We start from the raw sequence: 13848 nt of genomic DNA, 5'->3' as shown, positions 1-13848 counted from the left end.
TTAAAACTTGAAATTATAGCTAATACTAGGTATTGGAATTGAGAATATAGAAGTTTTGTAGGCCTTGATTTTTCCTTCATCTGTAACAAAAAAGACCGAATATGGATTGTTTCTTCCTAAAACGTTATAAACTGAAATGTTCCAAAAGCTATGTGCTAATTTTTTTATTTTGTGATTTCCTTCAATATTAAGACCAATGTCTAATCTAAAGTAGTCTGGGATTCTAAATTTATTACGATCGCTATAAACAGTATATTGTGCATTGCCATAATCATAAGTTCCAATAGGATAAGTTATAGGTCGTCCTGTTTGATAGATAAAGTTACTAGAAAAACTGTAACGTTTTGTAAATCTATAATTTAATACTGCACTGAAATCATGAGGTTTATCAAAGTTAGATGCAAAATATTTTCCATCATTTACTTTTTCTTCATTAAATTGACTATTAAGTTTTATTAGCGATCTAGAGTAGGTGTAACCTAACCATCCATTAAGTCTGCCTACCTGTTTTTTTAATAATACTTCTATACCATAAGCTTTTCCTTCGCCTTGTAAAAGTTCTGTTTCAATGTTTTCATTTAACAATAACTCAGCACCAACTTTATAATCTAAAATATTTTTAGATCTTTTGTAATATCCTTCAAGGCTAAGTTCCAGTTCGTCATCATTTAAATTTTTGTAAAGTCCTACTGAAAATTGATGAGCACTTTCTGGTTTTACATTTAAATCTGAAAGTTTCCAAATATCTGTTGGAGATTGAGTAGTATTGTTTGAAAGTAAATGAATGTATTGATAAGTTTTATCATAGCTCGCACGAACTGAAAAATCATCAGTTAAGAAGTATCGCGCCGCTATTCTAGGTTCAAATCCTCCATATCTTTTAATTACTTCATTGTTTTTGTATGTTTTTGTTTCGGTTACCGTAGCATCACTGATTGGAAGATTATCTTCGTAGATTCTTTGTTCAGATGGCCCTAATGCAGCAAATGATGAATATCTCAAACCAAAATCAAGTAAAAATTTATCGTTGATTTTGAAATTATCACCTATATATAATGCAGATTCCAGGCCTTTTTCTTTTTGTATATCAATTGGAATTAATGTCGATGCAGGATTCTTAGGTTCTAAATATCCAGGATTAATGCCGTATAGTTTGCTAGAAATACCATAGCTGATTTTATGCTTTTCGTTGTACAAATAAGTCATTTTTGCAGCCAATTGCGTTTCGTCTATTTTATAGCCAAAATCAAAAGAATTTATTCCTTCTGATTGATAATCAATGTTGAATTTATATTCGCTATTGGTTAAAATTAAGGATCCTTTATTTTTTTCATTAAAAGTATGATTCCATTTTAATGTAGCGAGTCTATTGCTGTATTTATATAGCGAATCCGATGAAACGCTAAATTTATCATGGCTATAATAAAATGTTGATTCAATATCATTCTTGACATTTATTTTATGATTATATCTTAAAATAAGATCATAGAAGGAAGCCTGGCTGTTTTTTAAGTTTTCATCATCCAGACTTTTTAAAATCCAATCAGAATAACTTGCTCTTCCTCCAACCATTAAACTCGATTTTCCTTTTACGACTGGGGTAGAAATCATTAAATTACTTGTTGCAGGTCCAATTCCTCCCTCTCCTTCAAATTTGTCATAACTACCAGTTTTAGATGTTATATCAAAAACAGAAGATAATCTTCCTCCAAATTCTGCTGGAATACTTCCTTTGTAGATATCAACTTTTTTAGTTGTATAAGGATTTAATGCTGTAAAAAAACCAAAAAAGTGAGAAGGATTATATAAAACAGCATGATCTAATAAAAATAAATTTTGATCTTCTTTTCCTCCTCTTACGTTATATCCTGAAGAGCCTTCACCCGCTGTTTTTATCCCTGGCAGAGTTAAAGCAACCTTTAGAATGTCACGTTCACCAAGTACAAGAGGAACGTTTTTAATTCCTTCCGAATCAATAGTAGTCACACCGGTAATCGCTGCTTTAGCATTTTTGCTTTTATTTGTTTTTACTAAAACTTCATCAAGTTGATTTATATTATCGACCACATTGAAATTTAATGTACCATCGTTATAGACCATTATATTCTTGGTTGCCTTATTATAGGAGAATGTTTCGGTTTCTACAGTACTCATACCGGCAGGCACTTGTAGCTTATAAAAACCATTTTTATCAGTTGTCGCCGTAAACTCTGTGTTTGGTATTTTTATTAATACATTGGCTATTCCCTGTCTGTTTTTTCCTCCTCTTACATATCCGGAAAGTGTGTACGTTTTCTTTTTCTGATTTTTAACTTCTTTACCAATAAGAACAACATCGCGAACATTTTTGTTCGGATTTCTGGTGTTTGTCTTTTTTACAGAATCATATTGTTGGTAAAAAATAGGATTTATTATTTCTCCATTTTCATCTTTTTCTAAAGAAATTCCAAAATAGTCATCTGGCAGCTGATTGTAAATGATGCTATTATTTGTTAAAATAATTTTGTTATCCGCAATAAAAAAGTTGATGCTGGTGTTTTGAAAAACATCTTCAAGAACTTCGCCTATGCGCACTTCTTTAAATTGTTTTGTTATTGCTGTGCTGTCATTGGCTAACCATTTTTCATCAAAATAGAATTTATAATAGGAAGCTTGTTCGATATTTTGAATGGCAGTTTTTAGATTCGCATTTTTAAATTCTACCGAAATTTTGTCACTTATTACCTGAGAGTATACAAATTGCTGAAAGGCTAATAATAGTAAGAGAGTAATTTTTTTCATTAATTAGAACTTTTTTTTACAAGACCATTTATTTGTTTCGTTAGATTTTCCATGAATTGCTTCTTGTCAGATCGTTCTAACTTTTTATCCGTGTTATAATAATTGTTTATTTCTTTTTTATAGGTCGGAAAGATTTTTTTAAAATCTTTTTCGGATTCTACCTTGTAAAAAAAGTTGCCGTATTTTATAAAGAAGTCGGTGTAGTAAATAAAATTATAGTAGACTCCATTTGTTTGAAAAACTTTTATTTTTTCTTTTCTATGTTTCGTATAAAGTGAGACTTCGCTACCGGTAAAGCTTTCTTCATATATGCCATTAATTAAGGTCGGGAATTTTACTGATTCAGCTTTTAGATTGACAAATTTTTTATTTTTGATAGTAAAAAAATCAATTTTGTCTTTAATCAGTGTAATAGGAAGGTTTTCTGTTACTCCGTTTTGTTTGTAGATAAGCTGATCGTCATAAATGTCGTACTTGAGACTGACATTAGAATAGATTTCGCCTTCAAAACTCAGATCGCCAATATTGAATTCATCAATGTAGTATCTGTTTTTATTCGGTATCGGGCGGAAAGGCTCGCTATGTACTATTCCATTATTGATGTTAAGGTTGTCTTTTCCTACTGCGTTATCAAAGTAATCGTACAATGATAATTTTTCAATAGATTGGCAGTGTATGTAGGATATGTTTAAGAAGATGCAAAAGATCAGGAGATAAATGTGTTTTTTTTGATAATTTTTCAAAGGAATTGCGGTTTTTATGTTTTTGGTTTGGACGATTCCAAAAGTATTAAAAAAATGTTTCAAAAATAACTTAAAAGTGTTAAATTGTAATAAAAAGTTTATGATTTAAAAACGAAAAACCCCAATTCAAATAATGAATTGGGGTTTTCTATGAATAAACCTTTAGTAAACTAAGATCTGATTACTCTTTTTTCTCCTCACGTGGAGGTCTTTGTAAAAGTGCTTTTCTTGACACTTTTTCTTTTTTAGTTTTAGGATCAACACCTAAGTATTTCACTTCAAATACATCACCCATGTTCACAACATCAGTAACATTCTCAGTGCGTTCCCAAGCTAGCTCAGATACGTGTAATAAAACTTCATTTCCTGGTGCAGCAGTATATTCTACTACAGCTCCAAAATCTAACATTTTAATTACTTTAACTTCGTAAGCTTCTCCCATTTGTGGTTTAAAAGTGATTGACTTAATTTTAGCCAATACTGCTTCAATTCCAGCAGGATCTGTACCTAAGATTTCGATGACACCTTGCTCGTCAACTTCGTTGATTACAATAGTTGTTCCAGTAGCTTTTTGTAATTCCTGAATTACTTTTCCACCAGGTCCAATTAATGCTCCAATAAAGTTTCCAGGAATAGTTCTGGTAATGATTTTTGGTGCATGAGCTTTTACATCGGCTCTTGGCGCAGCAATAGTCTCAGTTAATTTTCCTAAGATGTGTAAACGTCCTTCACGTGCTTGCCCTAAAGCTTGCTCCATAATGTCATAACGTAAACCATCAATTTTGATGTCCATTTGACAAGCTGTAATACCATCAGCAGTTCCGGTTACTTTAAAGTCCATATCTCCTAAGTGATCTTCATCACCTAAAATGTCTGACAATACAGCAAATTTCTCACCGTCAGTAATTAATCCCATAGCAATTCCAGAAACTGGTTTTACCATTTGAACTCCAGCATCCATCAAAGCCATTGTACCAGCACAAACTGTTGCCATAGAAGAAGAACCGTTAGATTCTAAAACTTCAGAAACAATACGAATTGTGTAAGGACAATCAGCAGGAATCATATTTTTCAAAGCTCTTTGAGCCAAGTTACCGTGACCAACTTCTCTTCTTGAAGTTCCTCTTAGTGGTTTTGCTTCACCAGTAGAGAAAGGAGGGAAGTTATAGTGTAAGTAGAATTTCTCTTCACCTTGTTCAGATGGAGAATCAATTTGGTTAGCTTCTCTGGAAGTTCCTAAAGTTACTGTCGCCAAAGCCTGAGTTTCTCCACGTGTAAATAAAGAAGAACCGTGAACTCTTGGTAAATAATCAGTTTCACACCAGATTGGTCTGATGTCTGTAGTTTTTCTACCATCTAAACGAACGCCTAATTCCAATACTACATTACGAACAGCTTCTTTGTTTGTTTTGTAGAAATATTTAGAAACTAAATCTCCATCAGCAGCTAATTCTTCTTCAGTAAATAAAGCTTTTACTTCTTCTTTTACTTCAGCAAATGCAGCGCCTCTTTCGTGTTTAGCTGAACCAACTTTTGCAATAGCATAAATTTTATCATATGCTGCAGCTTTTACTTTTTTGTAAATTTCTTCGTTTTCTTTCTCACCTTCGTAAGTACGAATTTCTTTTTTACCAAAAGCAGCTTGTAAACGCAATTGCGCCTGAATTTGAACTTTAATAGCTTCGTGAGCAAATTTAATTGCTTCAACCATTTCAGCTTCTGAAATTTCTTTCATCTCTCCTTCAACCATGGCAACAGAATCCATAGAAGCACCAATCATCATATCGATGTCAGATTTTTCTAATTCTACTCTGCTTGGGTTGATTACAAATTTTCCGTCGATACGTGCAACACGAACTTCTGAAATTAAGTTGTAAAAAGGAATATCTGAAACTGCTAATGCTGCAGATGCAGCTAAACCAGCTAAAGCGTCTGGCATAACTTCTTCGTCGTGAGACATTAACTGAATCATAACCTGAGTCTCAGCGTGGTAATCATCTGGAAAAAGTGGACGTAAAACACGGTCTACTAATCTCATTGTTAAAACTTCGCTATCACTAGGACGAGCCTCTCTTTTGAAGAAACCTCCTGGGAAACGACCTGCTGCTGCGAATTTTTCGCGGTAATCTACCGTTAATGGTAAAAAGTCAACCGCTGGGTTTGAAGTGCGAGCTGAAACTGCTGTTGCAAGAATCATCGTGTCGCCCATTCTTACTACTACCGAACCGTCAGCTTGTTTAGCTAAACGACCCGTCTCGATTGTGATGCTTCTGCCATCACCTAAATCGATCTTTTCTACAAATAATTGTGGAATCATAATTTTTCCTTATTGGTTATACAATGGGTTTTAGTTGTGTTGTAGTTGTTGTGTGTGTAGTTGTTGTTTCTAAAACCCAATGAAAAACCAAACTTTTTTTCTTAAAATGCTTGTAATGTAAAAACAAAAAGAGGCACTCTCGCACCTCTTTTCTATATTGATTATTTTCTGATATTCAATACTTTGATAATCTCACGATATCTGTTGATCTCTTTCTTTTTCAAGTAATCCAACAAAGCTCTTCTTTTACCTACTAATAGTACAAGTGAACGCTCAGTGTTATAATCGTGACGATTTTTTTTCAAGTGCTCAGTTAAGTGTGAAATTCTGTAAGTGAACAATGCAATTTGACCTTCTGCGCTTCCAGTGTTTGTTGCAGCACCGTGTTGAGCGAAAATCTCTTCTTTCTTTTCTTTAGTTAAATACATTCCAATATTATTTAATGATTTTTATGTATGTCTCTACAACTTTTGTAAGACGGGTGCAAAATTAGAACTTTTTTTTGAGAAAATAAATTTATAAACTGAAAATTTTAATGATTAGCGAATTTAAGGTGCGGAAAATCTTTTATTTGTTGATTTTGAGGTTGTTTATTTTTAAATGTCGCTATTTGAAAGTGCTTTTAACGGTTACAAACTACTTTTTCTTTTCTGCTTTTTTACCAGTCTGTTTTTCATTCAATGAAGAATAAGAGAGCTTCATATTATTTTCGTCTGTACTTACTCCCGAAATTAAAATACCTCGATCATAATTATCAATAAAAGTAGTCTTATGTAAAATGTCATTTCCCTGCCAGACACCTTGTTTCAATCCATCTTTAACAACTCCTTTTTGTGTTATAAATTTATCAGTTTCCTCATATTCTCCATTTCCATCAACTACGGTTTGATTTTTATCCGGATCCCAAAAATTAAGGATTAAAGTTTGAGATTTTTTAGTTTTTGTATCCCAAAAATTCTGCTTCTCCCATTTTTTAATTTGATTTTCATACCAAGTAATCTCTTTACCGTTTTTGTGATCTTCGGAATAATCTACAACAGCTTCTTTTACACCATTTTTATAATAGTAAATAAATTGGCCATCTTTTTTCAAAATGTCTTTATCTAATGTTGCGCCTGTCATTTTCTTTCTTCCATTTTTGTAAAAGTCAGTTACAACATAGCGGACACTTTTTTGAGAATAATTGGTAATTACTCTAGTGTAGCTATAATTTTCTGGTGTAGCTTCGCGATCTAATGAATCAAGAAAAATTTTCTTTGAGACTATATTAATTTGCGCTGATAGATTGACTGAAATTATAAGAAGAAATAAGATGAATCTGTTTTTTTTCATTCAAATCTTTTTTCTACTAAAAATAGTGCTTTTAAAACAGTTTTGCAACCTCTTGATTTACAAACTCCAAAAATCTTTCATCGGCTTCAGTAAAAGGATCAATAACATGACTGTCAATATCAATCTGACCAATGTTTGCTCCATTCACAAATAGAGGAACCACAATTTCTGATTTTACTGTAAAGCTACATGCAATATAATTGTCCTGAGCAGCTACGTCCGGAACTACAAAATTAGCATTGCTTTCTGCAACTTGTCCGCAAATGCCTTTTCCAAAAGGAATTACGGTATGATCTGTTTCTGCACCTACATAAGGACCGAGATGTAAGGTTTTATTCTCGTGATTCGCAAAATAAAAACCAACCCAGTTATAGTATTCTACATTTTCATTTAATAACTGACATATTGCCAATAATTTTTCGTCTCTTTCTGCGTTGTTATCAGTAACAATAGCGCTTATTTTTGGTTGTAATTCCTGAAATGTCATGATATAAAATTTTATACAAAAGTATTTAAAGCTAGTCTCAAAAAATACATAAATTTGAAAAAAAAATCTCTTGAAAAAATATTTAATACAATTTAAGCCTTTTCTTGTTTTTATAGGCACCTTCTTTTCAGCTTATATTGTATTGACTCTACTTTATAAGCTTTATTTAAATGGTTTCGCCGCCAATGATGTTGATGGAGCAACTACTATTGTTAGTCATAATGTAGAATGGCTAATGCAGTTGTTTAATTGTGATATCCTTATTCAGAAAAGTGTATTGCATCCTTATTTTGAAGTTTGGTATAATAAAAAATATACGATTAGAATTGTAGAAGGCTGTAATGCAATAAGTGTTATTATTTTGTTTATCTCTTTTATAATTGCTTTTTCCGGAAAACTTAAAACAACTTTACTGTTTATAATAACAGGAAGTATTTTGATATATCTTTTAAATGTGATTCGGATTGCAATTTTGACCGTTTTGTTATTTCGCTTCCCTGAAAAAGAACATATCTTGCACGGCGTTTTATTTCCTTTAATTATTTACGGGTTGGTTTTTATCTTATGGGTATTTTGGGTAAATAAATTTTCGAAATATGCGAAGTAATATAATGAAGTATGGGGTTGAAATTCTAACGGCAATATTTGTAGTACTATGTTTTGGGTTAATCAGAACGTTTGAAAGTGAATTGTTTTATGATCCGTTTTTAGAGTATTTTGAGCTGGATTTTAAAAATTTACCATTTCCTAAAGTTGATTCTTTTAAACTTTTTTGCGGGCTATTTTTGCGGTATTTTTTGAACACTATTTTATCACTAATACTTATTTATGCATTGTTTCGAGATAGAGAAATTTTAAAGTTCAGTACTTTTCTTTATTTATTTTTTTTAGTGGTGCTCTTTGTGTTATTTTTTGCTATTCTGAATTGTTTTCCTGACGCGAACTGGCTGCTTTTTTATGTACGACGATTTATCATTCAACCCATATTTGTTTTGCTTTTCATTCCAGCATTCTATTATCAGCAACTAAATTTTAAAAAATAACATTTCATTAAATCTTTTCTGCCGTTTTTTAAATAGTTTTGCAGTATGAATCTAAAGAAATGCACAGGATTATTTTTAGCGTTCCTATTGTTGGTTTCCAACATTGGGTTTGCTTTTGATGTGCATTATTGCGGAGGAGAAATTGCTTCTGTTTCCTTGAATACTTCAGCTGCGGCTGCTCCGGAAAAAAGCTGCTGTGGATCTGCTGAAAAAAAATCATCTTGTTGTAAAGATAAAGTGGTGCACATCGAAAAGAAATCGGATAATGCTACTTTCAAAATATTCTTTTTTCAAATTGCTTTTCAAGCAGTAATTCAGGAATATCAACCAGCTGCGTTTTTGTCAATTCCGAATTTTAAAAGCAATCAAATCATTTCGTATTATTCTGATGCGAATGCGCCCCCCTTATTCAAATTATACAATCAATATATTTTCTACTCCTGATTTTAATGTTTTTAGAATCAAGTCTTTCTGTGGCTTGTGACATGCTGTTTTAGTTTTTCTATTTGAAGAATTTGAAAAAAACAGTTTTCTAATTACTATTAAAATCATTTTTTATGCAAAAAAATATTATGCTGTTTGGTATGATTTTGCTTTCAGTATCTGTTTTTTCTCAAGAAGATTTACAGGAAGTAAAAATTACCAAAAAGCAAAAAGGAATAAAAAAATCCTATACACTTACATCCAATACAACCGTAATTACAAGTAAAGAGTTGCTAAAAGCCGCTTGTTGTAATCTGGCTGAAAGTTTCGAGACAAATCCATCAATCGATGTTAATTTTTCTGATGCTCTGACAGGAACCAAACAAATAAAAATGTTAGGTTTAACAAGTCCGTACTTGATGATTACGGAAGAAAATATCCCATCAGTTCGTGGAGCTTCACAGGCATATGGATTATCATTTACACCCGGAACCTGGATCGAAAGTGTTCAAATTACAAAAGGAGCGGGAAGTGTTATAAACGGTTATGAAAGTATTTCGGGACAAATAAATACCGAGCTTTTAAAGCCTTTGAGCGATATTCCGTTTTTCTTAAACGCTTACGGATCTACGGATGCCCGTTTTGAATTGAATACACACTTCAATAAAAAAATATCCGATAAATGGGCGACAAGTTTATTTGTTCATGGAAATACACGTGTGGCTAAAAACGATATGAATAATGACGGTTTTTTGGATAATCCATTAGGAAAACAAATCAATGTTTTAAACCGATACCAATATTATGATCCCGAAAGTGGGTTGGTGAGTTTTATCAATTTCAGATATATGAATGATAAAAAACAAACCGGTGAAGTTGATTTTGATAAAGACAGAGATCGCGGAACAACGAATAATTGGGGGTCAGAAATCAATACGGAACGTTTTGATGTGTCGACTAAAATTGGTTATGTTTTTAAAGATATGCCTTACCAGAGTATTGGTTTTCAAAATGCTTTTAACAGTCATAATCAAAATTCTTATTTTGGATTGAATCTTTATGATATTAAGCAGAATAGCTTTTATTCAAATTTGATCTTCAATTCGATTATTAATAATACGAAACACAAATTCTCAACAGGTTTAAATTTTACCTACGATCAATATCAGGAATTTGTGAACGTCACAGATTACAGCCGAATTGATAATTCGGTTGGCGCATTTTTTGAATACACCTATGATAATACAGATAATTTCAGTTTGATATTAGGTGGAAGAGTGGATAACCATAATCGATTAGGTTTTTTTGTAACGCCTCGTTTGCACATGCGCTATAATCCATGGGAAAATGGTGTAATTCGTTTTTCTGCGGGAAGAGGAAAGCGTTCAGCTAACATTTTTGCGGAGAATCAACAGTTGTTTGCAAGTTCCAGAACGTTTTCAATATTAGATAATAATGGAAAAATTTACGGTTTGAATCCCGAAATTGCCTGGAATTATGGCATTAGTTTTTCGCAGAAGTTTAAACTTTTTAATAAAAATGCAGAAGCTGGTTTTGATTTCTATAGAACTGATTTTCAAAATCAGGCTGTTGTCGATTTGATGCAAAGTCCACAGGATGTTTTGTTTTATAATTTAAAGGGAAGTTCCTTTGCAAATAGTTTTCAATTGGAATTCAATTACGAGTTAATTCATAATCTGAATTTGAGAACAGCATACAAATATTATGATATCAAGACAGATTATTTAAGAGGAACTTTTCAGCGTCCGCTTCAGGCCAAACATCGTTTTTTAGGAAATTTAGAATATGAGACTCCAATGAATGATGATAAACAATGGAAGTTTGATTATACTTTTAATTGGTCAGGCGAACAACAACTACCTTATACAGCATCGAACCCTGTTGAAGACCAATTTCCTGAGTTTTCACCTTCATATGCTGTTATGAATGTTCAGGTTACAAGAGTTTTTTCGCCAGTTTTTGAAGTCTATATTGGTGGAGAAAATATTGGAAATTATAAACAGGAGAAAGCAATTTTAGGTGCTAATGATCCATTTGGACCAAATTTTGATGCTTCTGTAGCGTATGCACCCATTTTTGGACAAATGTATTATGCGGGATTACGATTTAAAATAAAATAAACAATAACAATATCAATAACTTTAAATAATTAATACAATGAAGAATTTAATTTTAATTGCAATGATCACCTTTTTAGGGCTTTCGGCTCAGGCTCAAACTAAAAAGAACAAGAATTTAAAATATACGACTGAAGTTAACGGAAACTGTGAGCAATGTAAAAAACGTATTGAAAAAGCGGCTTTTAGTGTACCTGGAGTAAAAACGGCCAGCTGGGATATTAGCTCACATCAGTTAACAGTTATTTTGAATGAAGAGAAGAGTTCTCCTGAGGATTTAAACAAAGCAATTGCAAAAGTAGGTCACGATACTAAAGAAGTAAAAGCAACTCAGACAGATTACGATAATTTACACACATGTTGTAAGTACGAAAGAGATTAATATTTTTTAGAAAGCCAAGCCAATGCTTGGCTTTCTTTATCGTTAATTTATCTTTAAAATGCCGTAATTTATTGTGGTTAAACTAAATTATTCTTACTTTCACAAACTTATAAATGTAACCAAACTCATTTTATGAATAATTTTGATTGGACTCAATTAGTCAACCCTGAATTTTATATAACTTTAAGTATCGGCGGTTTTCAAATTGGTTTGTACATAGTGCTGTTTATCGTTTTTGCTGAAACAGGACTTTTTGCAGGTTTTTTTCTTCCCGGAGATAGTTTGCTTTTTTTATCAGGGATTTACAGCCGAGATTTGGTTCAAAATGTTGTTTATATTCCGAGTGATTTTATCAACGTATTTTTGCTTTCAACTTTAGTTGGAATAATGGGTGTTCTTGGAAATATGACCGGATATTGGTTTGGTGCTAAAAGTGGTTACTATCTGTTTAAAAAAGAAGATACATTTTGGTTCAAGAAAAAGTATTTATTGCAATCAAAAGACTTTTTTGAAAAGTATGGAGGAAAGGCAATTATCTACGCTCGTTTTCTTCCAATCTTCAGAACTTTCGCGCCAATTATCGCTGGAATAGTTTCAATGGATAAAAAGAAATTTATGTTCTTTAATATATTGAGTTCGTTTTTGTGGTCATTTATATTGATCTTTTCCGGGCATTATTTATATGGAGTTTTTCTTGAACACGGAATAGATTTAAAAGAACATATTGAAGTTATAGTAATTGGAATTATAATATTATCGACATTCCCGGTTTTCTTAAAGCTTATTAAAAAGAGAACCAGCACAAGTGAAAAGATATAATTAAATATAAAAAAGGTCCGAAGTTTAAACTTCGGACCTTTTTTATATTTATCAATAAGAACCTAAGTTCTTAAGTTGTAATAATTCTAAAACTCATCTATTGGAATTTGGCCCGAATGTTCGGGACTATAATTGAATTTTTAGGATTACCATTCATTTACCTTATTCGCATCCATTTTCAAGAATATAAACAATAGAATAGTGAATCCCCAGAGTCCGGAACCTCCATAAGAAAAGAAGGGTAGCGGTACTCCAATTGTTGGAAAAATCCCGATAACCATTGCTATGTTTACAAAGAAGTGTGTAAATAAAATGGCGGCAACACAATAGCCGTAAACCCTACTGAATTTTGTTTTCTGTCTTTCAGCTAAATAAATTACACGTAAAAATAGGCCAACGAAAAGTGCAATCACCACAAACGAACCAGCAAAGCCCCATTCTTCACCAACTGTTGTAAAAATATAATCGGTATGTTGTTCCGGTACAAATCCGCCTTTGGTTTGGGTTCCTTCTAAGAAACCTTTTCCAATCCAGCCGCCTGATCCAATTGCAATTTCTGATTGATTGGTGTTGTATCCAATACCTTTCATGTCAACACTTTTTCCTAACAAGATATTAAAACGATCTCTATGGTGTTGCTTAAAAACGTTATCAAAAACATAATCTACAGAAAAAACAAAAGCAGAGATACCAAGCAATATTATACCGCTTAAAATGATGTTTCGATCTACGACCCTTCCTTTGAAGTGAATGATCATAAGAACTGCCAAGGCTATTAAGATAACGACATAGGGTTCTAGAACGAGTGTAAGGACAAATAATAAAATGGTAATAAAACCCGTCCAGACATACCATGATGGTAAACCTTCTCTGTATAGTACAATAATAAAAATACTGTAAATTAAAGCGCTTCCAGGATCGGGTTGAGGTAAAATTAGTAATACCGGTAAAAAGACAATGGCTAATGCCTGAATTTGCCTGTTTACGTCCTTAAGATTTATTTGGGTGTCACTTAAATATTTGGCCAACGCCAATGAAGTTGCAGCTTTTGCAAACTCAGAGGGCTGTAAAGTAAAGCTTCCTATAGCGTACCAACATCTTTGACCAGCAATGGTTTTTCCAAAAATAAATAATCCTGCCAATGATAATAGAGAAACTCCAAAAATAATACTGGCGTATTTTTCATAGAATTTACCATCAACAAAAAGGACAACGAATATTAAAGGAATTGTACATCCAATAAAAATTAGTTGTTTTTGATAAGTTCCTTCTGTCGATAGTAATGATGAAGAATAAATGTTCAGCCACCCCAATATTACTAACGCAGTATAGATAAAAACACTTATCCAGTCGATGTTATTTTTTACACTTTGATTTTTCATT

At 32.3% G+C, this 13848-nt stretch carries 13 protein-coding genes; 6 read left to right on the top strand and 7 right to left on the bottom strand.

Features of this window, described 5'->3' with window-relative positions; translation table 11 throughout:
• The 6 genes from IRZ99_RS15685 to IRZ99_RS15660 form a co-directional block, all read right to left on the bottom strand.
• Entirely contained in the window at window positions 1–2781 is a 2781-nt protein-coding gene (locus tag IRZ99_RS15685; protein ID WP_194658160.1) for a TonB-dependent receptor domain-containing protein, read from the bottom strand.
• Window positions 2781–3428, bottom strand: a complete 648-nt coding sequence (locus IRZ99_RS15680; RefSeq protein ID WP_194658159.1) for a hypothetical protein — start codon at window positions 3426–3428, stop codon at window positions 2781–2783. The genes IRZ99_RS15685 and IRZ99_RS15680 overlap by 1 nt, the downstream gene beginning before the upstream one ends.
• Window positions 3429–3705: 277 nt before the next feature.
• The gene (locus IRZ99_RS15675; protein WP_194658158.1) at window positions 3706–5841 is read right to left on the bottom strand and encodes a polyribonucleotide nucleotidyltransferase; all 2136 of its coding nucleotides are present in this window, start codon (window positions 5839–5841) and stop codon (window positions 3706–3708) included.
• A 161-nt stretch (window positions 5842–6002) separates the two neighbouring features.
• A complete protein-coding gene (rpsO, locus tag IRZ99_RS15670; protein WP_026983900.1) occupies window positions 6003–6269 on the bottom strand; it encodes a 30S ribosomal protein S15 in 267 nt (88 codons plus the stop codon).
• 208 nt (window positions 6270–6477) lie between these two features.
• Window positions 6478–7173, bottom strand: coding sequence for a hypothetical protein (locus IRZ99_RS15665; protein WP_194658157.1), 696 nt, complete (start codon window positions 7171–7173; stop codon window positions 6478–6480).
• Between the two features lie 31 nt (window positions 7174–7204).
• Window positions 7205–7660 carry a GAF domain-containing protein gene (locus tag IRZ99_RS15660; RefSeq protein ID WP_194658156.1) on the bottom strand — a complete coding sequence of 152 codons (456 nt, stop codon included), beginning with the start codon at window positions 7658–7660 and terminating at the stop codon, window positions 7205–7207.
• Between the two features lie 70 nt (window positions 7661–7730).
• Here IRZ99_RS15660 and xrtF point away from each other — a divergent pair, with 70 nt between their 5' ends.
• The 6 genes from xrtF to IRZ99_RS15630 all read left to right on the top strand — a co-directional run bounded on the left by xrtF (window position 7731) and on the right by IRZ99_RS15630 (window position 12465).
• Window positions 7731–8267: an exosortase family protein XrtF gene (xrtF, locus tag IRZ99_RS15655; RefSeq protein WP_194658155.1), complete on the top strand. Its 537-nt coding sequence runs from the start codon at window positions 7731–7733 to the stop codon at window positions 8265–8267.
• Window positions 8257–8703, top strand: coding sequence for an exosortase F system-associated protein (locus tag IRZ99_RS15650; protein ID WP_194658154.1), 447 nt, complete (start codon window positions 8257–8259; stop codon window positions 8701–8703). The genes xrtF and IRZ99_RS15650 overlap by 11 nt, the downstream gene beginning before the upstream one ends.
• Window positions 8704–8748: 45 nt before the next feature.
• Window positions 8749–9147: a hypothetical protein gene (locus IRZ99_RS15645; RefSeq protein WP_194658153.1), complete on the top strand. Its 399-nt coding sequence runs from the start codon at window positions 8749–8751 to the stop codon at window positions 9145–9147.
• A gap of 113 nt (window positions 9148–9260) precedes the next feature.
• A complete protein-coding gene (locus IRZ99_RS15640) occupies window positions 9261–11267 on the top strand; it encodes a TonB-dependent siderophore receptor (RefSeq protein WP_194658152.1) in 2007 nt (668 codons plus the stop codon).
• Between the two features lie 37 nt (window positions 11268–11304).
• Window positions 11305–11646 (top strand): heavy-metal-associated domain-containing protein, encoded by a 342-nt coding sequence (locus IRZ99_RS15635; protein WP_194658151.1) that lies wholly within the window; start codon window positions 11305–11307, stop codon window positions 11644–11646.
• A gap of 132 nt (window positions 11647–11778) precedes the next feature.
• Complete coding sequence (locus IRZ99_RS15630; RefSeq protein ID WP_194658150.1) at window positions 11779–12465, top strand: DedA family protein; 687 nt, start codon at window positions 11779–11781, stop codon at window positions 12463–12465.
• Between the two features lie 146 nt (window positions 12466–12611).
• Here IRZ99_RS15630 and rodA read toward each other — a convergent pair whose 3' ends face one another.
• The gene (rodA, locus tag IRZ99_RS15625) at window positions 12612–13847 is read right to left on the bottom strand and encodes a rod shape-determining protein RodA (protein WP_194658149.1); all 1236 of its coding nucleotides are present in this window, start codon (window positions 13845–13847) and stop codon (window positions 12612–12614) included.
• Window position 13848 lies beyond the last annotated feature (1 nt).

The organism is Flavobacterium sp. LC2016-12, from assembly GCF_015351595.1.
GTDB lineage: Bacteria > Bacteroidota > Bacteroidia > Flavobacteriales > Flavobacteriaceae > Flavobacterium.
The sequence above is the reverse complement of the archived record's forward strand: the minus strand, read 5'-3'. Positions and strand labels throughout refer to the sequence as shown.

What these genes read in the sequence shown, in the direction of transcription:
- rpsO (WP_026983900.1), bottom strand. Translation starts at nt 6,269, where the DNA reads ATGTATTTAACTAAAGAAAAGAAAGAAGAGATTTTCGCTCAACACGGT.
- IRZ99_RS15635 (WP_194658151.1), top strand. Translation starts at nt 11,305, where the DNA reads ATGAAGAATTTAATTTTAATTGCAATGATCACCTTTTTAGGGCTTTCG.
- rodA (WP_194658149.1), bottom strand. Translation starts at nt 13,847, where the DNA reads ATGAAAAATCAAAGTGTAAAAAATAACATCGACTGGATAAGTGTTTTT.
- IRZ99_RS15640 (WP_194658152.1), top strand. Translation starts at nt 9,261, where the DNA reads ATGCAAAAAAATATTATGCTGTTTGGTATGATTTTGCTTTCAGTATCT.
- IRZ99_RS15660 (WP_194658156.1), bottom strand. Translation starts at nt 7,660, where the DNA reads ATGACATTTCAGGAATTACAACCAAAAATAAGCGCTATTGTTACTGAT.
- IRZ99_RS15630 (WP_194658150.1), top strand. Translation starts at nt 11,779, where the DNA reads ATGAATAATTTTGATTGGACTCAATTAGTCAACCCTGAATTTTATATA.
- IRZ99_RS15675 (WP_194658158.1), bottom strand. Translation starts at nt 5,841, where the DNA reads ATGATTCCACAATTATTTGTAGAAAAGATCGATTTAGGTGATGGCAGA.
- IRZ99_RS15665 (WP_194658157.1), bottom strand. Translation starts at nt 7,173, where the DNA reads ATGAAAAAAAACAGATTCATCTTATTTCTTCTTATAATTTCAGTCAAT.
- IRZ99_RS15650 (WP_194658154.1), top strand. Translation starts at nt 8,257, where the DNA reads ATGCGAAGTAATATAATGAAGTATGGGGTTGAAATTCTAACGGCAATA.
- IRZ99_RS15645 (WP_194658153.1), top strand. Translation starts at nt 8,749, where the DNA reads ATGAATCTAAAGAAATGCACAGGATTATTTTTAGCGTTCCTATTGTTG.
- IRZ99_RS15685 (WP_194658160.1), bottom strand. Translation starts at nt 2,781, where the DNA reads ATGAAAAAAATTACTCTCTTACTATTATTAGCCTTTCAGCAATTTGTA.